Below are 21,127 nucleotides of genomic sequence, written 5' to 3'. Positions count from 1 at the left end.
CTAACTTCGGTCAACCGTATTGAAAAAGTGTGTTAGCGGAAAAAATACGCTGAACTTTTTTATACCCTGCTCCCATTCTGTATCCTGAAATCACTTTGTCCTCAACCAGCAGGGTTTTCATTTCAACAAAGTTCTCTGTAAACATAAAAAATCCTCCATCCGAAAAGGGACCGAGGTTGGTGGTACCACCCTTGTTTGCAAAAAATATTGCACACTCAATTGGATAACGGATTGACCCGCGCTACCTTACAGCATAAAAGCCTTTCTGACAGCGAACTCCAGAGCAGGTTCTAATGTTTGTCTTTGGAAATTTGCACCACCCATTTCCTCTCTAAAAAAGACAGTTCATTATACTAATCTCCATCTACATTTTTATGACATAATTGTACTTACACTATAAAGCTTGCACTAAGGAAAGTCAAGATTTAAAGAACCCGATTACTAGTAAGATGAGCATAAAAAAGGTTGATATATTTACATTTTTCAAAATATAGAGGTAGCAAAATAATTAACCGATGAAACATTTGAATGCAACTACCAATTCGCTAACTCACTTTCAAATGGTCAGTTCCTTCTCATATAAAGCGAATCGGTCTTCGCCATCCTTCTTCATTCCTACAAAAGTATATCCCGCTCGGTCGTAAAAGCTTATTAAATCAGGATTATCTGCAACACAATCCAAACGAAGAACAGAATTTGCACCTACTAATTGTGTTTCAATCCATTCCAGCAACTGTCTTCCAATTTGTTTTCCACGATAATTTTGATGTACAGCAAGCCGGTGGATATACCATGCAGCATCGTCCTTCTCCCCCCACATGAGCACATCCCACTCATTCTGCTCGCATGAAGCAATAAAGGTGCCCGCAATTTGGCCTTCTATTTCTGCAATATACGTGTTACCTGCAAGAATTTCGACTTCCATAGCAGGATCTTCATTTCCAGCTAAAAGAAACCCCCATTGTTTAATCCCTTTATTTTGAAGCCAGCGCGCTGCAGCTTGCAAAATATTTATAATGTCTGTTTTGTCTTTTATCGTCGCCCTTCGAATGGTAAATTCCATGTACATAACCACCTCTTATCATTGGTCCTGAGTAACGTTTTCCCGGTGGCGCTGCTCCAATAAGTTAGAAAAAGCCGAGGGGCAATTTCCCATCTATCACTAAATATTAAACCACTTTAGCTCCTAGTGTGTTTGCAAAATGCTCTAACGCCCATTCGTGTCCTACCTGATTGAAGCTTGCCACAGCATCTTTATGAATAACAATAGCAAAGCCTTTATTATAAGCATCGACAGCTGTATGCAATACGCAAATATCTGTGCAAACACCGATGATATGAAGTTCCTGAATACCACGTTCGCGCAGTTTAATCTCCAAATCTGTACCAGCAAAGGCGCTATACCTTGTTTTATCAAAATAATATACATTTTCCTTAGACTGATGTTCGTGATAAACATCGGCTAGCTTGCCATATAAATTTTTCCCAGATGTGCCAATAATATTATGCGGCGGGAATAAATTTGCCTCTGGATGAAATGGATCGCCTTCTTCGTGTGCATCGATCGCAAACACCACATAATCGCCGTTTTCGATAAATTCTTTGGTCAATGAAACAACTTTGTCTTCAATAGCTTGTCCCGGTGCTCCACATGTCAGTTTACCATCTGTTGCAACAAAATCAATGGTGTAATCCACATTCAAAAGTGCCTTTTTCATCAAACAAACCTTCCTTTCACTTCGTATTAAAATGTTTTACAAAAGGTTATGTTCTTTGATGACGCTATGTAGCACACAAGATACCTTTTAGATAAAATCGTCAAAAGAACAAAACAATCATCATTAGCTTGTTATAACTTTAAAATAAATCTACCACTAAGAACTAACAACCACCTACAATTTGCTATAACTTTAGAATAAAATTACCACTAAGAACCAAGCAATCATAAACAATTGAATGATTATTTTTGCAACTGCGCCACCAAGAAATCCGATTAATGAACCAAACGAAGCCCAAAACGCCTCCTGTACGGTGCGTTGCTGTAATAGTTCGATGATAAACACAGTAAGAAATGGGACGATTAAAATTCCAAATGGTGGGATAATAAACGAACCGACAATCACAGCAACAGCCGCGCCACGCTCGCCCCACTTACTTCCGCCGTATTTCTTGACAAAATAGCTGTTAGCAATAATATCAGCGCCAACCAACAGAAGTGTGATAATTCCCATTGCAATCCAAAACGACAACGTCAATTCATTCGGATTAAGGAAAAAATGATATAAAAGAAACCCGCCCCAAAGCACAAATACAGATGGAATTATCGGGAAAATAATCCCTACAAAGCTTAAAATAAATAAAGCAATAATTAAAATCCAAATAACAATATCCACAATAATATATCCTCCATTAACAACTAGTTTTTACGAAACATACTTGATAATTTCGTTTCCTGCTTCGTTATTATACGGCGATAGTTCTCCATATGTTTCGCTATACTTAAAATTGATAGAAAAATGACAATTAAAGTTGGCTCTAAACCAAAGAAAACATAGGTCGACAGAAGAAAAGAAAGGTACATCACTAAAACACCGATTACTAAATAATCTGTTGTAATAGTAATGACGAGTAAAAGACCAATTCCAATAACCGCAATCTTCCAATCTACAGCAAGTAAAATTCCTACAAGCGAAGCTGTTCCTTTTCCTCCGCTAAATTTCATCGTGATTGGATAATTATGACCTAAAATGACAAATAATGCCGTAATATAAATAAGTAATATCTGTTCATCGCCACTAATGCCATACATTTTTAATAAATATAAAACAATTAATATCGCAAAGGTACCTTTTAATATATCAAAGAGGGCTACAAATATACCATACTTCCACCCCAATAAAATTGTCGTATTAGATGCTCCAGCATTTTTAACACCAGCATTCTTGATGTCCACACGTTTATACATACTTACCAATTGCGAACCATGTAAACATCCAATTAAATAACCAATGATGGAAGCCAGTACCGTAATCATTAGATCCCTCCTTTTTTCTTATTATAACGTAAAAATTGGCAGAGCGTAATGAGTGTTGATTATTTGCAAATGGGTATTCATTTGCTATGCTAGTGATATATTTTATGCGATATCTTATGATCGTTTCTTAAAAATAGCTTTTTTGACTATTTATCTGAGATATTTTTTTACAGAGAGAGAATAAATATTTCAAACCACTTATTCCCGTTTATCTATCAAATTTTTTGAGCTTTTGTGAAGGATGCTTTGTTGTTTAAAAAACATGATTCTTACGAAAGTTTCTTAAACACAGAGTAATGACGTCAGTATCGTTTTTATTTTGAAGGAGATAGCCTCAGCATGAAAAATATTCAGCGAACATTGCTGCCCTGGTTCATTATTTTAATTGGCCTTATTTTATTATTTGTTATCTATAATATGAAGCAATCCGTGGAGACCGATAAAGAAATGCCAACTGACCTCCATCCGATTGTTAAAGAAAAAAAAGAAACATTGATAAATAAAGCTGCCGCTAACAATATTCAAGTTGTGATTACAGACGGTTTACGAACCGTTAAGGAGCAAAACGAGTTATATGCGCAGGGAAGAGAAACAAGCGGAAGTACGATTACCAATGCAAAAGGCGGAGAATCATATCATAACTATGGCTTAGCAATTGATTATGCGTTAAAAAATAAAGCTGGCGAAGTTATTTGGGACATCAACTCTGACGGTAATGGTAACGGCAAGTCGGATTGGTTTGAGGTAGCATCCATCGCAAAAGATTTAGGCTTCGAATGGGGCGGGGATTGGAAAGCATTTAAAGATTACCCTCATTTGCAAATGACATTTGGATTGAGTATTGCAGAATTACAACGCGGAATCCGACCAGATGAAAAACAGAAATAAAAGCTAGTGAATATGGCGTGCTCTAACAATGCCGGCGTTCTGATTTCAAGGTGTGAGCGGCGCGAGCTGAAGATCCCGCAGGAAAGCCGGTTTTTGCTTTCCGAGGAAGCTGAGGCTGCGCCTCGCGGAAAGCGAAGTATTTTACCATAGCGATGAGGGAATTTTTTTAATGCAAATAAGCCGAACAATCAATTTGTGATTGTTCGGCTTTTGCTATATCGTATTTGCTTATTTCCTAGCCCCTTTTTTTCTTATTCATTAGGAAAATGGATTCCATTTTCCTTCCTCATTTTTTCTGTTAATTGGGCGATTGTTCGGCTTCTCTCTAAATAAGAATCATGCAATTGCCAATTATTCTCACTAACCATTTTGACAAAAGCTTGAATCTCAAATACCATATCCGCTTCGTATTGTTCATTTGCCAACTCATTTATTTGCGTAGTTTTTCTATCATGAAGCTGTAGTTGAGAAATTGGAGCGATCGCATCCATGATCAGTGTTCCATCTTCCCCGTGTATTTCCGATTGCATGAATGCGTTCGTTATTTTAGAACATAGTAACGTAACGATAAACCCATCATATGTAAGTACCATGGTTCCACTTCCGTCAATACCATTTTTCAATAATACCGGATAATATGAAAAATCTTGAGGCTGACCAAATAAATCTATCGCCATGCTTAATGGATAGACACCTAAGTCCATCAACGCACCCCCTGCAAACTGTGGAGAGAACACATTCGGCTCCTCTCCTTCCCTATACTTATCATACCGAGAAGAGTATTGGCCGTATTGGAGCAATGCGCTGCGAATAGCTCCTATGTTAGTTAATTCTTTTTTTAGACGCTGATAATTAGGAGAAAATAAATGGCGAAATCCTTCAAACACAAATACTTGATGTGCTTTAGATAGTTGTGCGATTTCTTGCCATTGCTTGTCGGTAAACACCATTGGTTTTTCACAAAACACATGTTTTCCACTCTGAATTGCTATTTTGATATGGTCTGGATGGAGAATATTTGGTGAAGCAATATATACAAAATCACATTCATCAGCTTCTAACATTTCTTTGATATCTGTATATGCTTTGACAGCACCGTGCTTGTTAGCAAAAGCTTGAGCAGTTTCTAGCTTTCTTGAATAAACCACCGCTAACTGTGCATCTCCACTTCGATTGGCTGCATCAATAAAAGCTTCTGTGATCCAACTCGTGCCGATCGTACAAAATTTCAATGTACCTCTCCCCTTTACGTGTCTGTTTCTTGGTTGTTATCTTGCCCTTCAGGCATAGGATCTACTTCATGTTTATATGCATATCCTTTGCTTATAGTAACAATAGATAATACTAGTACAAAAATAACTACTACGATAGAAATGATGCTTATGATCATTGCTGTCGACATAACTATACCTCACTTTACGTCCTATTTTCAAACGGTTTTATTATACCGTACATAATTTTCGTATAAATAAGCTCTAGTTGCTGAGCTTTTGCTAAACGGATTGCTCCACCATGCAAATGGTCTAGTTCAAGGGGTAAACGTTTCCGTAAATCTTGATGCATCGATGAAGTAGCTTGTGCATCAAATTGTTCCATTTTGGTTATTGCTTCTGTGACGTCTTTATCTGTAAGGTTCACATCATACTTTCCTGCTAATTCCCTCATTTCTTGTAAAAGGTGAATAGCGATCTGGAAGGTTTCTTTGTGTTTACGAATTTCACCAATTGGGAGTTGTACGGCTGTTGTAATCCCAGAAAAAGCATTGATAAACATATACTTTTTCCATAGCTCATACATAATGTTAGCTGTCCGCTCCCCCTTCATGACAGCTTTATTACTGAAGGATTCTAATTCCGACGTTACTTTTTCTTGTTCCGTACAAAGCGGTCCAAAAATAAGCTCATGAAAAGCACCAGTATGTACGACATGTCCCTGATTATTTAATGTGGCAATAATAAAGGCGAGACCACCTATTATTTTTTCTTTTCCGAATTCCTGCTGCAATATATGGATATGCTCTATCCCATTTAGTACCGGTAAAACGTAAGCTCCTTTATTTACAAGCGTATGCAATTGCTCCAAGGTTCCATTAAGATGGTACCCTTTAACACTTACCAAGACCACATCTGGGTTCTCGACATCAGCTGGATTTGTTTCCCAGTTAATTTTCTCCCTAAGTACATCGCCATGAGGACTCCGAATAGCCAATCCATGCTTTTGCAACTGTTCAGCCCTTTTTTGACGTACTAAAAAAGTGACCTTTGCACCTGCCTCTTGAAAGCGCAACCCAAAATAACCACCTAGTGCGCCCGCTCCTAATACAACGATATGCATGCTTTTCCCCTCCTTAACATGAATCATACATGGATTTACGAATGGCGTCTACTACAAAAAACACATCCACTTTTTAACTTTACTTCTTAGAAAAACTTGGCTTGTCGCCAAGTCTTATGGCGGAAGCCTTACAGGAGTACCTTACTTTCAGAATAAAGTGGGAAAATTCGAATTACTACATAACCATTATTCTATGGTCTATCGGCTGTTGTAATTTTCAAAAGCGCTGACGATAGCCTTCTTCTTTAAGGATGGGAATTCTGTTTATTTCAGGCTAGTTTTTTTCATAATAATGTTCACACTGCATCTATAAGCGAAGGACTACTTGTTACTTTTAGCATCACCCGATGTATTTTCACCTTCGTCATCATCCATAACCCCTTTTGTGGAGAGCTTAAACTCCCTTAACGTTTTACCTACTGCTTTACCGAGCTCAGGCAATTTATTAGGACCAAAAATGATTAAAGCTAATATAAGAATTACGATTAAACCAGGCATACCTATATTTGCCATGAGGATTCCTCCTTCTTACAATTAATGGATTGTTCTATTATACTGCTTGAAAATTGCTGTTTCTTTTGACAAGCAACGCAAAGTTGTTGTATTTCATTTATTGTTTGGTACGTTTTTTCACAACAGGGACATTCCTTTGTATAAATCGGTTGTTTTTCTGTTGTAGCGGTTGAGATCATTTTCTTTAGAGAAATAGCATTTTCTGGACAAATATCTTGGCATAATAAACAATTTGAACATTGCTGCGCTACAAGAGTAAAGTTTGTCTCATTGATTTGCAGACAGCTTTTTGGACATAACATTTGACATGCTTTACATAAAGTACATTTGCTTTTGTCTAAATAGATATGAACAAACTGATAGTCAGGATAATGTTTTGCTACATCTAAATTTTCATGGTTAAAGCGCCATTTAGCTGGCGTCATTTTTTTGGCAAATTGCTTTAATTCTTTTTCCCAAGTGAACAATAATTCCCTCCGTGTCATGGATTCATGATGAGGAGATGGTTGTTGTTCATTACTGATTGTAAATTGCTTCTCGCCAAGTTGTATTAATAATTGATTCACCTGCTCTAGCGTCTCTTCCCATGCAGCACTCATATACTTTTCCGTACACACAATTGTGGTAATCCCTTTTTTATAATAAACAAGCAATTCGTTCAAAGTAGGTGTATTGTCGCTATCCATAATATATTGTTTATTAATAATGGGACGCCTGGGGAGAAACCCCTCCACTGCTTGTACAGGACAGCTCACAACACATTTTCCACAGTCTATACAGTCTGCAGCATGAATAACTGGCTTTCCGGTCTGTAATTGAATAGCTTCGGTTGGGCAATGAGCTATACATTCCGTACAACTAGAAAGGGGGCTTTTGTAGCGTGAACAATGCGATAAAATTTTATAATCATAGTCCAAACTCTCCAACCAATGAATTAAAAATCCCATTTTAACGCCCCCTTTTATAGATTTAAAAAACCATGTCCTATTTCGCTCGTTTCGTACAGCTCTTTTACTGCATAATTCGAAACCCTGTCGCAGTTAATATAATTTGTTCAAAATTTCACAAAAAGTAATAGCCAAACCCATTTTATGTTTCCTATGCTCTTTGTTTGACCATGCATTCTTATATTCATTTAGATAAATTTAAGCATGCATTCTGATGTTCTTTTAAGCTAAAGCAAGCATATTACGAGCCTAATAAATAAAATACATAACGGCTTAATCCTTCTGACATTACAAATAAAAGCAGCGTTAGAATCATCAGACGCGTATATAATTTTTTGAAAGTCGATATTGTCAAATATCCAAATAAGGCGATTCCCACAATAGAAATTATCCACCGTGAAGCAATCATCCCTTTATAACTCGATAGAATGGCTGTTTCTACGGTTTCTCCAATCATGTTTATCTCTTGCATGGAGGTTGGGAACAAAGCAACGCCAATAACTTGCAATGCAACGCCTGAAAGCATGATAATGAAAGCTATGTTTAAAAATTGCTTTGCTTCTAAGTCTTTTTTCTGCTTATATAGGACTGGTGTAAGTAAAGCACCAGCAAGTACCGATCCTAAAATGAATGTTGTGCCATAAAATGACATAAATGTATAAATAGAATTCCAAGGACCAACTAAAGAGTTTGTATATATTGCTGCCATGCAATACACATCCACGAGACCAATAAGACCAGCTCCAAATAGTAGCCAAGGTGAAATTCTTTGCCGATATAGCGCCCAAGCACATGCTACCACAACGATCCCAATAAACATCCCTGTCACTAAAATTTCCCTACTCATCCAGGATGAGCCAATGTTTCTAATTGTGTTAAACGCATTACTAGGTGTTCCTAAGTGAGAAAATGATGCGCCTAAACCAATGATTGACAAGGCAGCAATAACAATTAATGGTACTTTAAAAAGTTGAAATATTTCTTGGTCTGTTTTCTTTTTATGTTTGAACTGAAACATCCACAACATCCATATACTACCAATAGCAGCTTGGATGGCTATCGTAAAAATAAGCAGTGACCAATCATTCATCTTATCTTCCCTCCTTTACTTCTTAATCACCAGATTCGGTTTCGTAATCGTTGAACTTGGTAGTCCCCAAATATCACTATTTGTTCCGTGCTTTTTACGTAATTCATCAATCGGACCAAATTCTATTGCACGCATGGGACATGAAGTAACACATACAGGTTCTTCACCATTTTCCCGTAAATCTATGCAAGTATCACACTTTGTCATTCTTCCCAATTCTTCACTATATTGTGGTGCCTCATAAGGACAGTTCCATTCACAATACTTACAGCCAACACATTTGTCATGATCAATTAATACAACGCCATCTTCTTTCCGCTTATAGATAGCTGTTGTTGGACAGTTCTCCATACATTTTGGCTTATCACAATGATTACAGGAAATGGATAAATGAGCTAATCTAGGATTTGGAAACTCTCCAGTTTCAAAAGAATAGACTCTGCGAAAATTTCTACCTACTTCTAAATCATTTTTATCTTTACAAGAAATGACACAAGTTTTACAACCGATACACTTTGTTACATCTATAAAAAAGCCTACTTGAGTCAATGATTACACCTCCTCATTTGGAAAAATGATACGTTGTTCCCACTTCGCATCTTCAATTAACGGATCACCTTTATACTTTTCTACATGACATATCACGGTGTTCCACCCTGAGGTGCCCAAACCAGTGGCAATAGGAGCTGTCAACATATTATCTGCCCCAGCCTTGTCTACTTCCTCTTTTTCGTCCATTTCTACCCATGCACCATGGGGTAAAGCTACAGTGCCTGGAATTAAAGTTTCTGTCGTTTTAGCTGGGCGTAATGTTTTGCCATATTCATTTGAAAGAAGAACGGTGTCTCCATCTTTAATACCAAGTTCCTTTGCATCTTTTTTACTGATGAAAACGGGATTTGGCATAGCTTCACGCAGCCAAGGTACATTATCAAATGTGCTGTGAGATCTTCTTAAATAATGCGGATTGAAGACTTGGAATGAGTATTTTCCTTTTTTCTTTTTCTTCCAATCTACAAAGGTTGCTTCATAACCTCTCGTTTTTGGCACATATTTTGGAATTGGGGAAACTTCCGTCCAGCCACCTTTCGATTCCTCTGCAATCGTGTTACAGTAGATTTCAAATTTACCACTTGGAGTCTCTAAAGGATGCTTGTCTGGTTTTTCCACAAAATCTTGATAAGCAATATAGCCAAAATTGTCACCAGGTTTTCTTTTTACTTGATAGACTCCCTTTTCTAAAAATTCCCGCAAAGAAATTCTTCCTTTTTGAGGTTTCCCTTTAACTCCCCATTCTTTCATATCCCTTGCCGTAATTTCGACTAGTGGTTTGTAATCTTTTCCATTATCCTTCATGACAGTACTTGAAGCTAGCTCATTAAAAAATGCCTGTTTTTCACTAAATGGATAAAGCTTTTTTGGATCTTTGCCTAACTTTTTCATTAATTCTTTCGCAATCCATACATCACTTTTAGCTTCATACATTGGTTCAACGATATTTGTGTGGGCAATGAGGATTTCTCGATTCCCTACTAAAAGCCCGCCTTCTCGTTCCCACTCTGTCGTTACTGGTAAAACAACATCTGCATATTTCGCATTTGTTGTTAAAGTATAAGCATGGGTAACGACGAATTCTACCTTTCTATGTGCTTTAATTCCTTGTAAAATGGTAGAGCGCGTTTGTAATGTCGCGTTAAACTGATGATAGATTAGCTGTATATTGGCTTTTCGTTCTCCTTCACCTTTTTGGTGAAATTTCCCTTCCAATATAGCTGAAAATATTTCATTATGATTAATTGAGTCAGTAACAGGATTTTCAGGTTGTGGGTAACCATTTATACCTTTATTCACGAGCCAATGACCGCCATTGCCAGATGATCGATGACAGCTAACACCAGTCATTCTCCCGGAGCGTCCCATATGCCCCGTCATAAAACCAAGAGTTGAAAAGGCTTGAACCCATCCCTCCCCATTATTTATCCGAGCTGGCGCCCATCCAGTTAGCAAAGCTACACGCTCTGTTGAACCTATTTTACGTGCTAATTCACGTATTTTTTCAGGCTCTACTCCACAAATATTGGCTGCCCATTCTGGGGTTTTCGGTTGGTTATCATACGTTCCTAATAAATAATCTTTAAAATTATCCTTAGGGTTTGCCCCTTTTGGCATATGTTCCTTATCAAATCCTACCGTACATCGATTTAAAAAGTCCCAATCAATAAGCGGATTACTCTTTGGATCATCCTCATCTAATAATGTATACATCATACCAAAAGCTAGCGCATCGTCTGTTCCTGGTCGAATTGGAATCCAGTCAGCTCCAAAGACTTGGGCCGAGTCTGTATACTTTGGATCGATCGAAATAAATTGCGCTCCCGCCTTTTTAGCTTGCAAATAATTATAGGTCGGGCTACCTGGACTGCTCCATGCTGGATTTACTCCCCATAAAACAATCAGCTGTGAGTTGCGTAAATCTATACGGTCATTAATACCGAGTTCGTCCCATCCCTCTGCCACTCCCATCATAGTTGAGGCCCAAAACCAAGCCCCCCATGATGTCGTACCATAATCTGTTGTACAGCCACCGTTTTCAGACAATACTTTGGTTATTTCTCCAGAACCTGTAGCCCAAAGAGCGTTGTTTCCATGGACTTTAGCTATTCTTTTAATTTCACTTGCAACAATATCAAGAGCTTCATCCCAAGAAATGCGAACCCATTGGTCTTTGCCACGTAATTCTTTCTTTCCTCCCCCAGGTTTCCAGTTTTTTCGTTTCATTGGGTATTTTAGTCGATCAGCGCCGAATACTTGTTGTCGTTGCGACCTCCCTCTTAAACAACCTCTTTGTTGAGGATAATCAGGGCTATCCTCATGTGTATCATCCGTTTTTTGTCTAATTACAATGCTATCTTTCACTAAAACTTTATTCACACAACGTCCACCGCAATTATGCCAACAGGCAGCTGACTTCCATACTTCATTTCCTTCACTAGCGGCAAACACTTTATTCAGCTCGGTTTTTGTTTTCAGACCTCTACTGACAGGTATTGCCGCTGCAGCTGTAACAGCAGCTGACCAGCCAACAAATGCTCTTCTTGACATTTTATAGTTTTTCAGTTTTGACATAAGATCAAACATTTGAACGCTCCTCCCTCATACTTTAATTTTCGTCCATCTCTAAAAGTTCTTCTAAAATGGCAGCATCCATTTTCAAATATGACCTTAGCAGCCTCGCCATCCCAGTAAAAAATCCTGTATGAGCGTTCTCTATCACTTTTTCAGAGAATACAGAAATAAACGCCAATAAATGCTTCTCTAAAAATCTCCTTTGCTCTTTAACTAAAAAAGTGAAATTTGCTTTTGATTTTAGACCATTATTATTCAAACTTTTGAGAGATAGTTGATTTAAATGAAACATAAAATCGAGCTCTAGTCCGACATGGTCTTCTGCTTCTAGATTTTTATGTTCCACTTCATAACCAAAATGAAGATATACATTTCGGACATCTACCGTATTACTTTGAAATAACAAACGATCTTTTCGTACGTAAACAGATTCCCAAGGCGGGGCAGGCAAATCAAACGGTCCTACAAACAATCTTGTATAATCCCAATGTAAATCTTCATAATCTGCATCGTTGTCAATCACATTATGCTTGGATAAATATGCTTTTATTTCTGTTATTCCTCTTTGTATGTCTTCTGATTCTTCAACAAAAGGAAATAAGTCAATAAGTTTTTCTTGTACAAAATAAGCGAGATAATCCCGCGACGGTTCTTCAAGGAAAAAACGTCTTAAAACATCGTAAACAAATTGTCGTGCATAGAACACCTCTGTCATATCTAAGACACCTTCTGAACTCCTCATCTTTCTCCCTCCACACTATCGATATCTGTTTGCTCAAATAGTGATGGTGTTGTCCAATCAACACCTACTTCGCGTACCAACTCTTCATTCATCCTAGCTTCGATAACACTAGAAACGATCGCCAATTCTGTGTCATTAGGTTTTAAAAATGGAATAGCACGAACGGGGAACTGAATAAAATCATCGTCATTATCAATAATAAAAGGTTCTCCGATCCTATTTAGTTGGTCCCTCACGTTTTCTTTGTCTTGCCCAAATGCTTTTGCCGTTTTATAAAAATAATCCCTCGTGGAAAAATGATATGTATCATTCATTGGTTGACTATAATTTTGTTGGTAAATTTGCCCTGTAAATTTATTTTCTAAAGAACAATAATGGACCCCAAGACTTAACTCCTTATCAATAGCAAATTCTACTAACTCTAGACATAGGACCTCACTCTCAGCGACAGCTAAGCCACCTGCATACCAATAATTGTAATAGATATCATAAGGTGGATTTTTTAATGTGAATCCCTTTTCACTAAACGATCGGGAATTAACTAAGGGAAAGCAAAATTCTAATAAATTAATACCAAATATCCCCATTTCATCTAAAGCTAAAAGTAAATCTTTCATTTCTTGTCTTGTTCCAGGAATGACAGGCATTTCTACTAAAACATGAGGTATATACTTTTGAGCTAATTCCACTTTCTTTAAAACTCTTTGTCTTCTTTTGATTGAATCTTCCATTTTGATGCTAATTCGGATTTCATCTAAATCTGCTTTTTGTAACTGTTGTAAGATGTCTTCAGTTAAAAGGTCTCCCGCTGTATATAACCTTGTATAAGTGTTTGGAGATATTTCTTGAGCCAATTGAAAGAAGCTGATTGTCTCCGCTTTAAAAAGCAGTGGTTCTCCGCCAGTTAACGCAAGGTGCTTTAATACATACCCACTTTCTATTAAATAGGCTAACTCTTCATTGGCATCTTTTTGATGATGTAAATAAAATGTGTAATCTTCTTGATTTTTGTTAAAACAAAAATAGCAGTCACGATGACAATTGAGTGTAACAAACGACGTATAGCTTCCAGTTCCTGTTTGGCAAGCTTCACACGCACTTGATAGTTGGTTGATAACAATACTTTTGTCATTATTTCTAAATGTAGCTTGTTTCTTTCTTAACCTCGCTAGACGTTCATTTTTAGTTTCATCATTATTTTGCTCCAACGATAAGCCGAATGACTTTATACTCTCAATTGTATTTTCTTCGATCTCTGCAAAAATCTGCGCGTAATTCCGAAAAGAATCATTTTCGATCATGGAGACATTCTCTTTCGTAATTTTTGTTAGCATCGTATGAGCCTCCTTATTATGTGAAATATTTCACATATAGGTGTAAAAAAATTTCTCTTACACATGTATATTCAAAAGTAAACCTTGAATGAATGGGGAATTCTTTTCAACTCGTTAGATGGAAGAAAAGGTTATTTACTGAGAGTTTATTCCGTATATAAGGTGCTAGAAGACTCCCACTTCAAGAGCCGGAGGTAAAAACAAACAGATCTGAGTGGGCAATAACAGCACCTAAATGCCCGATTCGTTCCTCTACTTGTCTTCCAAATTCACTTGTAGTATGAATAGAGGGGATTTACTCCTAGTCATATGCGGTATAAGGGCGCTATTATCGCCTTTTCTCCATAAAAAGTAGAAGTTTTTAATAGTTTTTCAAACAAGTTGTATGATGCCATTTCTACCACACAACTCTTCTTTGGTCAAGTCCGCTTAGATTACGAAATAGTTTTTACGAACGTGTTGTAGTAAATCAGGAAGGGATTGTAACAAATGAGTATGAATTCTAAAGCGATTACAAGCAACCAAGGTGCATTCTCAAGTGTAAAAACAGTCTCCTTTACGTAGGCTATTGGAAAAATTTAATAATTTACTTACATTCTAACATCTACAAACGTTTTTAGTAAAGTGGAGTTTACTTCGGATTGAGTCAAGTATTTGTGGGAGATTTTTAAAGTCCCTTATTTTGTATGGTTTTAGCTCCAATTTTGGTATCGGTTTCAAGTTTATATCCTTCCGTTCTATTTATGCTTTTTTACTTTTTTAAATTCCTCTCAATCCTTTTAAAGCATCTGTAATTGGTTTTCCAATAGCCTGTTTTAAATAACCTAAATTGTTCCGAGTTGCCTTCTGCAGCACTGTCCTTTAGCTTTTCTACAAAGTGTTCAGGTGACCTTGAATGTCCTTCTTTCTCTTTTGGCCATATTGGACTCTCCTCCGACTTATTGTTGAATCAAGTTTATATGACCTTAATGAATCTGTCCAACTAAGTGTAACCTATCCAAATAACCATCGAGGATACAGATGGAAATACATCAACAACTACTAGATGGTATAGAGGTAAATCAAATGTAAACGATAGAGTATTGATAGAATTTGGAGATGGATTTTACCAAGAGTGGATTGGATTTCATCCTATAAAAATGAAAAAGATGATTCATAAAGATTTGTTATTAAAAAGGATGTACAATGGTCTCGGGGGTACGGACGATGCACTAGAAGCTTTGTTTTATGAAGAGATATATGGAGACAGTATAATGGAACAAGAGTATTTAAAGTCGTTGTAGCATTATAAATGTGCTGTCAAAATAAATCCATCCTTTCTTATCACATATGAACCACACCCCATTTAGCATTGATGAATCAAAAAACTTCTAACCAATTATAAAAAAAGATTAGGATAACGTAACTTTTTTTGACCCCAACAATTCCCAAAACGGAATAGCGATAACAGTAAAAAATATTCGTTTCATTTTACTAATCCCCCTCTTTAAGTTTAAATCTGTTTGTATTTATAACAATAATAAAACTTATCAGATAGTTGCAAAAGTAAAATATTTACTTTTCTTTACGGAAGAATACATTTGATACTAAAAATTCTAGAAAGATTACAAATACAGATAAAGCAATATACATCTTTGTTGATATTATTTCATTGATAAAGCAAGTCAACAAAATCAATAGAAATATTACTTCTAAGATACTTGCCCAAATATTTTTATTCATTTTCCCACCCAATTTTCACCTTATTTTAGCGTATCTTTTTTATCAATCGCTTCATTTCCTTCAATTAGTGAGTTTGTGAATTTCCTTAATGTTCTCTTTTTCGATTACCCTCCCTTCTTTTAATTTTTAATTAGTTTCTCTTTCTTCATATATATGAAAATCCACGATCTCCTTCAAGTTAACAATACCATGAAATATTCATTTAATATATTAGGAAAATTTCGCGCATTACCGCTTGTGTTATAATTTTCTTTAATTTCATATATATTAATTCAATTTTGTTTATCCTAATTTGATATTAATTTAGGGAGGTTAAATATTTATGAGTAAAAATATTCTTCTAAAGATTTTTCGTATAGTATACTTTGTTATAACGGGAATAATAATACTATTTTCATCAAAGAAAGTCTCCTCTTTCATAGCCTTTATTTGGGTCTTGAATTCTTTGGAGTTATTTAACTCCTTTATTACTTCCTTTTGCTCTTCATTATTTAACCAATTACCTTTTGCTCTCATATAACCAGCTCCTTTTTTATATTCAATATATAAAGAGGTGTTCCAAGGAAAAAACAACTATCTTAAGATAATTGTTTTAATATTTGAATGAATTTCATAATTCTTAGCTCTTATGTCCCAATGGGTTTGAGACATGAAAAAGGAAGTACCTCCCCAAGTCTTGTCAGTGAAGTAACACGATGTCATGAAGGATATATACATTAAAAAACAAATCAGAGCAAATCACTCGATAAATTCCCCCCCTATAAAACCGGCAATAAATAAATAAATAATAATAATGCTCAATACCATATATCAATCATTTGACTACCTACTCACATCATGAATGCATTTGCCGAACTATTTACTAGCTATAATGAACCAGATCTGCCGTCATTACTCTCTACAGCTATTTAGCCAATTTAAAATAAAGTATAGCAAATTCTTAAAAGGTACAACCATTTTACAATACTCTCAAAAGAGTCATTTGTGAATCCGTTTACAAAGTTATTTTCCTGTGATATTATACTTGTATACAAGTATTCAATTGATTGTTTTAGCTGTAAATAGGAGGAGAGATATGACATCTAAAAAATTCTACCCTGAAAAAGGCTTAGCTTTTTCTTCATCAATGGGAGAGCGACTCGTTACCGAATTAAGAATGAGAATTATTTCTCAAGCTATCCAAAAAGAAACCGTTTTATCAGAAAATCAATTAGCAAAAGAATATCAAGTAAGTAGATCCCCTGTAAGGGAGGCCCTAAAAGTGTTAGAAAAAGAACAGTTAATTCGCTTAGAAAGAATGGGAGCAACAGTGATTGGCATTTCAAAAACGGATATTGAAGAAATTTATGATATTCGATTAATGATTGAATCCTTTGTTGTTCAGCGTTTATTAAATTCAGAAAACGATGCATTACTAAACGAACTAAATAAAATTCTGGAAATGATGAAAATAGCGATAAAGTATAAAGATATTGATGAATTTTCTTTAAAAGATATAGAATTTCATGAAACCATTATTAAATCTATTCATCATAGGCAAATTATGATGGTATGGACACATTTAAGACCTGTCATGGAGTGTCTAATTATTTTATCGATGCGATATAGAAGCCAAGTAAACTATCAAGATTTTAATCGTATCCTTAAAAATCACGAACTTATTATTGAAGCCCTGGCACAGAAAGAAAAAACGCTTATCAAAGAAGCCTTTTTTAAAAACTTCCATGATGTTCAAAACAAAGCAGAAGATTTATGGACTGACCCAGAGATGATGAAGAAAGCGAGGGAATTTAATGGATCGTAATAAATATATGATTGGCGTAGATATAGGAACGACTAGTACAAAAGCGGTTCTTTTTCGTGAAACGGGTGAAATTATAAGCCAGGACAACAACGGCTATGAGTTATACACGCCTGATGTTTCAACCGCGGAACAAGACCCTGAAGAAATATTCCAAGCAGTTCTTCTATCCATTACCAATGTAATGCAACATTCACAAATAGACCCCAAGGATTTATCCTTTATCTCTTTTAGCAGTGCGATGCACAGTGTTATTGCAATAGATGAAAAGGACAAGCCATTAACTCGCTGTATCACTTGGGCTGATAATAGAAGCTCTGAATGGGCTAAAAAAATAAAAGATAAACATAATGGACACGAGATTTATTTAAAAACAGGGACACCCATTCACCCTATGTCCCCACTTTGTAAAATAGCTTGGATGGAACATGAAAAACCAAATATTGCGCGAAAAACCAAAAAGTACATCGGTATTAAAGAATACGTTTTTTACAAATTTTTCAATGAATATGTTGTTGATTATTCAATAGCCTCCGCCATGGGACTGATGAATCTTCAATTATTGGCATGGGAAGAGAGCGCCCTAGAAATTGCCAATATTACAGAAGAAAAATTATCACGTCTTGTTTCAACAAAAGAATCATTTACAGGTTGCCATCCTGAATTTGCCCAAGAAATGGGGATTTTGGAAAGCACGCGCTTTGTCATAGGAGCTAGTGACGGTGTGCTCTCAAATATTGGAGTAAACGCGATAAAAGAGGGGGACGTTGCTGTCACGATAGGAACGAGTGGTGCCATCCGGACTGTTATCCCTCAACCAAGAACAGATTCAAAAGGACGAATCTTTTGTTACGCCTTAACAGAGGATCATTGGGTTATTGGTGGTCCAGTAAACAATGGGGGTTTGGTGTTACGCTGGATACGTGATGAACTTGCAGCAAGTGAAATTGAAACTGCAAAGCGTCTAGGAATTGATCCATATGACGTTTTAACTCGAATTGCAGAACGCGTTAACCCTGGTGCCAATGGACTTCTGTTTCACCCCTATTTAGCGGGTGAAAGAGCACCTCTATGGAATTCAGATGTTCGAGGTTCTTTTATTGGACTCACTTTAAATCATAAAAAGGAGCATATGATTCGGGCTGCTCTAGAAGGCGTTATTTTTAACTTATATACAGTGTTCTTAGCTTTAACAGAAGTGATGGATACACCTGTCACCTCCATTAAAGCAACAGGTGGATTCGCGCGTTCTAAAGTATGGCGGCAAATGATGGCTGATATTTTTGATCATAACGTTATTATTCCCGAAAGCTATGAATCTTCTTGTTTAGGAGCTTGTCTTTTAGGGTTATATGCTGAGAAAAAAATAGACTCTTTTGAAGTCTTCAACGATCTTATTGGTGCTACTTATACACATCAACCAAATCCCGAAAATAAAAACGTTTACAGAGAGCTCATTCCTATTTTTATCAACATATCAAGACAATTAGAATCAGAATACCAAAAACTCTCTGCCTTTCAAAAAAAAGAAAGCAATAAATGCAATTAACCATGTAGCAATCGTTCACTAAAAAATAGATTGGAGCACACATCCTATGTCATTTACAGATAACTTATTTCCTTTACTTATTGTTGCCTTAGGAGTCATTGTCTTATTGTTTTTAATTATGAAGTTAAATTTGAACACCTTTATTTCATTAGTAGTCGTAGCATTTTTAGTTGCTTTAGCTTTAGGCATGCCACTTAATGAAATTGTATCTTCGATTAAAGCTGGTATGGGGGGAACATTGGGCAGTATTGCATTAATTTTTGGTTTTGGCGCTATTTTAGGAAAATTAGTTTCAGATGCTGGTGGTGCCCAGCGAATAGCAATGACATTGATTCATAAATTCGGTGAAAAGAATATTTCATGGGCTGTTGTCATTGCCTCATTTATTATTGGTATTGCTTTGTTTTTTGAGGTCGGACTCGTTTTACTTATTCCAATTATTTATCAAATTGCCAAGCAATTAAAAGTGTCTATTTTATATTTAGGTATTCCAATGGCTGCTTCGTTATCCGTCACTCACGGTTTCTTGCCACCACATCCAGGACCAACTGTCATTGCCCAGCAGTATGAAGCAAATATTGGAATGGTTTTATTATATGGACTTATCATTGCAATTCCTACTGTAATGATTGTTGGCCCTTTATTTACTAGCTTAGCGAAAAAGTTAGTCCCAGATGCTTTTTTAAAAACTGGAAGTGTTGATTCTGTAGGCGAAGTGAAGGATTTTAAACTAGAGGAAACACCTGGTTTTAGTATCAGTGTAATGACGGCTTTATTTCCAGTCATTTTAATGGCAATAGCAACAATCATCCAGCTCTTACAAGATATATGGAAACTTTCGGACAATATCCTTTTTGATATCATCCAATTAATCGGTGAACCTACAACAGCTCTCCTAATCTCCGTTTTGATTGCGGTATATACGATGGGAATTGCCCGACGTATTCCAATGAAACAAGTCATGGCTTCAGCTGAGGAATCGATTCGTTCTATCGGTATGATGCTCCTTATCATTGGTGGGGGCGGTGTATTTAAGCAGGTTTTAATTGATGGGGGAGTAGGAGATGCTGTCGCAAACATTTTTTCAGATAGTAGCATCTCACCAATCCTATTAGCTTGGATGATTGCGGCTGTTTTAAGGATTGCATTGGGCTCAGCAACTGTTGCCGCATTAACAACTGCTGGTTTAGTTATCCCATTAATGCAAGGGTCTGATGTTAATCTTGCTTTGATGGTTCTTTCTACTGGTGCAGGAAGTCTTATTGCCTCCCATGTTAATGATGCAGGTTTCTGGATGTTTAAAGAATTCTTTGGTTTAACAATGAAAGAAACATTTTCAACTTGGACATTACTAGAAACGATTATCTCCATTATAAGTCTTGGATTTATCTTGCTTTTAAGTATTTTTGTTTAAATAATACTCAAACTTGCAATGATTTGCATACATTGAAAAATACAATCGGCATTTTTTGGGAGTTATGGGATCAAGTCTAGCAAAAAATAGGATACATAATAGTGAAGTGGAGCTTATAAATCGAATCCAAACTTAATACATGTATTACATTGCACTCTAAGGCTAATAACATGAAGAAGCTTTAAGGCTAGTTACTATAAAACCGTTTACCCTTACGATGCTTTAGCTCATTATTATCCTTTTATGACAGCTACGTTCTCCAACTAGCGGAACTTATTCAAGCACAAAGCGATTATTTTGGCATCCATACGTACAAACGTGTCGATAAACAAGGAATTTTTCACACAGATTAGAAGGCAAAATGATCGCTAGGTTGGGTTACTAAAAAGTCCGACTTTGACTAATTAGCATCTAAATGACGCCCCAAGAATGCTGATTTAACATTCTTTGAGGCGTCATTTTCACTTTTTGAGCTGTTTTCCTTTTTTTAAAAATACTTTTTACATATGTAGTAAAAACTGACCAACGGTTCTAGGATCTTCTTCCTGCACCCAAAGAGAGAACATCAAATAACGTAGGAAAAACAATCGGAGTATGCGCAGTCATTGATCCATAACTGCGAATATAATTCTT

Annotated in this window: 21 protein-coding genes, 1 pseudogene and 1 other annotated feature; of the genes and pseudogenes, 6 read left to right on the top strand and 16 right to left on the bottom strand. The window is 36.3% G+C overall.

All coding sequences use genetic code 11. The features are described from left to right. Nucleotides 1–10: 10 nt before the first annotated feature. The 5 genes from BKP57_RS23160 to BKP57_RS14895 all read right to left on the bottom strand — a co-directional run bounded on the left by BKP57_RS23160 (nt 11) and on the right by BKP57_RS14895 (nt 3,034). Nucleotides 11–145, bottom strand: a complete 135-nt coding sequence (locus BKP57_RS23160; protein WP_257786687.1) for a hypothetical protein — start codon at nt 143–145, stop codon at nt 11–13. Between the two features lie 17 nt (nt 146–162). Continuing rightward, nucleotides 163–376: a binding site (T-box leader), on the bottom strand. Nucleotides 377–556: 180 nt separating this feature from the next. Continuing rightward, nucleotides 557–1,063 (bottom strand): GNAT family N-acetyltransferase, encoded by a 507-nt coding sequence (locus BKP57_RS14910; protein ID WP_050351321.1) that lies wholly within the window; start codon nt 1,061–1,063, stop codon nt 557–559. Between the two features lie 106 nt (nt 1,064–1,169). Then, nucleotides 1,170–1,718, bottom strand: a complete 549-nt coding sequence (locus BKP57_RS14905) for a cysteine hydrolase family protein (RefSeq protein WP_050351322.1) — start codon at nt 1,716–1,718, stop codon at nt 1,170–1,172. A gap of 192 nt (nt 1,719–1,910) precedes the next feature. Then, the gene (locus BKP57_RS14900; protein ID WP_072741856.1) at nt 1,911–2,396 is read right to left on the bottom strand and encodes a DUF456 domain-containing protein; all 486 of its coding nucleotides are present in this window, start codon (nt 2,394–2,396) and stop codon (nt 1,911–1,913) included. Nucleotides 2,397–2,416: 20 nt separating this feature from the next. After that, nucleotides 2,417–3,034, bottom strand: a complete 618-nt coding sequence (locus tag BKP57_RS14895; RefSeq protein ID WP_072741855.1) for a glycerol-3-phosphate acyltransferase — start codon at nt 3,032–3,034, stop codon at nt 2,417–2,419. 339 nt (nt 3,035–3,373) lie between these two features. Between BKP57_RS14895 and BKP57_RS14890 the strand changes: the two genes are divergently transcribed. Then, nucleotides 3,374–3,922 carry a M15 family metallopeptidase gene (locus BKP57_RS14890; protein WP_050351325.1) on the top strand — a complete coding sequence of 183 codons (549 nt, stop codon included), beginning with the start codon at nt 3,374–3,376 and terminating at the stop codon, nt 3,920–3,922. A 251-nt stretch (nt 3,923–4,173) separates the two neighbouring features. Here BKP57_RS14890 and BKP57_RS14885 read toward each other — a convergent pair whose 3' ends face one another. The 10 genes from BKP57_RS14885 to BKP57_RS14840 form a co-directional block, all read right to left on the bottom strand. After that, nucleotides 4,174–5,154, bottom strand: a complete 981-nt coding sequence (locus BKP57_RS14885; protein ID WP_072741854.1) for a Gfo/Idh/MocA family protein — start codon at nt 5,152–5,154, stop codon at nt 4,174–4,176. Between the two features lie 14 nt (nt 5,155–5,168). Beyond that, nucleotides 5,169–5,324 carry a YtzI protein gene (gene ytzI / locus BKP57_RS14880; protein ID WP_072741853.1) on the bottom strand — a complete coding sequence of 52 codons (156 nt, stop codon included), beginning with the start codon at nt 5,322–5,324 and terminating at the stop codon, nt 5,169–5,171. A 14-nt stretch (nt 5,325–5,338) separates the two neighbouring features. Continuing rightward, a complete protein-coding gene (locus BKP57_RS14875; protein ID WP_072741852.1) occupies nt 5,339–6,256 on the bottom strand; it encodes a ketopantoate reductase family protein in 918 nt (305 codons plus the stop codon). Between the two features lie 321 nt (nt 6,257–6,577). Continuing rightward, nucleotides 6,578–6,769 (bottom strand): twin-arginine translocase TatA/TatE family subunit, encoded by a 192-nt coding sequence (tatA, locus tag BKP57_RS14870; RefSeq protein ID WP_072741851.1) that lies wholly within the window; start codon nt 6,767–6,769, stop codon nt 6,578–6,580. Next, nucleotides 6,757–7,716, bottom strand: coding sequence for a 4Fe-4S binding protein (locus BKP57_RS14865; RefSeq protein ID WP_072741850.1), 960 nt, complete (start codon nt 7,714–7,716; stop codon nt 6,757–6,759). Before BKP57_RS14865 ends, tatA begins: the two co-directional genes overlap by 13 nt. 241 nt (nt 7,717–7,957) lie before the next feature. Further along, nucleotides 7,958–8,806 (bottom strand): dimethyl sulfoxide reductase anchor subunit family protein, encoded by an 849-nt coding sequence (locus BKP57_RS14860; RefSeq protein WP_072741849.1) that lies wholly within the window; start codon nt 8,804–8,806, stop codon nt 7,958–7,960. Between the two features lie 15 nt (nt 8,807–8,821). Beyond that, nucleotides 8,822–9,355: a DMSO/selenate family reductase complex B subunit gene (locus tag BKP57_RS14855; RefSeq protein WP_050351331.1), complete on the bottom strand. Its 534-nt coding sequence runs from the start codon at nt 9,353–9,355 to the stop codon at nt 8,822–8,824. A gap of 3 nt (nt 9,356–9,358) precedes the next feature. After that, nucleotides 9,359–11,944, bottom strand: a complete 2,586-nt coding sequence (locus tag BKP57_RS14850; protein ID WP_072741848.1) for a molybdopterin-dependent oxidoreductase — start codon at nt 11,942–11,944, stop codon at nt 9,359–9,361. 22 nt (nt 11,945–11,966) lie between these two features. Continuing rightward, nucleotides 11,967–12,674, bottom strand: coding sequence for a TorD/DmsD family molecular chaperone (locus BKP57_RS14845; protein ID WP_083547281.1), 708 nt, complete (start codon nt 12,672–12,674; stop codon nt 11,967–11,969). Next, entirely contained in the window at nt 12,671–14,008 is a 1,338-nt protein-coding gene (locus BKP57_RS14840) for a radical SAM protein (RefSeq protein ID WP_072741847.1), read from the bottom strand. Before BKP57_RS14840 ends, BKP57_RS14845 begins: the two co-directional genes overlap by 4 nt. 1,082 nt (nt 14,009–15,090) lie before the next feature. Between BKP57_RS14840 and BKP57_RS14835 the strand changes: the two genes are divergently transcribed. Next, a complete protein-coding gene (locus BKP57_RS14835) occupies nt 15,091–15,291 on the top strand; it encodes a hypothetical protein (RefSeq protein WP_072741846.1) in 201 nt (66 codons plus the stop codon). Nucleotides 15,292–16,042: 751 nt separating this feature from the next. Here BKP57_RS14835 and BKP57_RS14830 read toward each other — a convergent pair. Continuing rightward, nucleotides 16,043–16,246, bottom strand: coding sequence for a hypothetical protein (locus tag BKP57_RS14830; protein WP_050351335.1), 204 nt, complete (start codon nt 16,244–16,246; stop codon nt 16,043–16,045). A 559-nt stretch (nt 16,247–16,805) separates the two neighbouring features. Between BKP57_RS14830 and BKP57_RS14825 the strand changes: the two genes are divergently transcribed. The 4 genes and pseudogenes from BKP57_RS14825 to BKP57_RS23155 form a co-directional block, all read left to right on the top strand. Further along, nucleotides 16,806–17,534 (top strand): GntR family transcriptional regulator, encoded by a 729-nt coding sequence (locus BKP57_RS14825; RefSeq protein ID WP_050351336.1) that lies wholly within the window; start codon nt 16,806–16,808, stop codon nt 17,532–17,534. Beyond that, nucleotides 17,524–19,080, top strand: coding sequence for a gluconokinase (gene gntK / locus BKP57_RS14820; protein ID WP_050351337.1), 1,557 nt, complete (start codon nt 17,524–17,526; stop codon nt 19,078–19,080). The genes BKP57_RS14825 and gntK overlap by 11 nt, the downstream gene beginning before the upstream one ends. Before the next feature lie 46 nt (nt 19,081–19,126). Then, on the top strand, nt 19,127–20,494 hold the full coding sequence (locus tag BKP57_RS14815) for a gluconate:H+ symporter (protein WP_050351338.1): 1,368 nt from the start codon (nt 19,127–19,129) through the stop codon (nt 20,492–20,494). A 215-nt stretch (nt 20,495–20,709) separates the two neighbouring features. Next, nucleotides 20,710–20,847 (top strand): annotated as a pseudogene (locus BKP57_RS23155) (hypothetical protein); the annotation flags it as partial. Nucleotides 20,848–21,127 lie beyond the last annotated feature (280 nt).

Origin of the sequence: Virgibacillus sp. 6R (assembly GCF_001895305.1) — a bacterium.
Classification (GTDB): Bacteria; Bacillota; Bacilli; order Bacillales; family Amphibacillaceae; genus Virgibacillus; species Virgibacillus pantothenticus.
The sequence above is the reverse complement of the archived record's forward strand: the minus strand, read 5'-3'. Positions and strand labels throughout refer to the sequence as shown.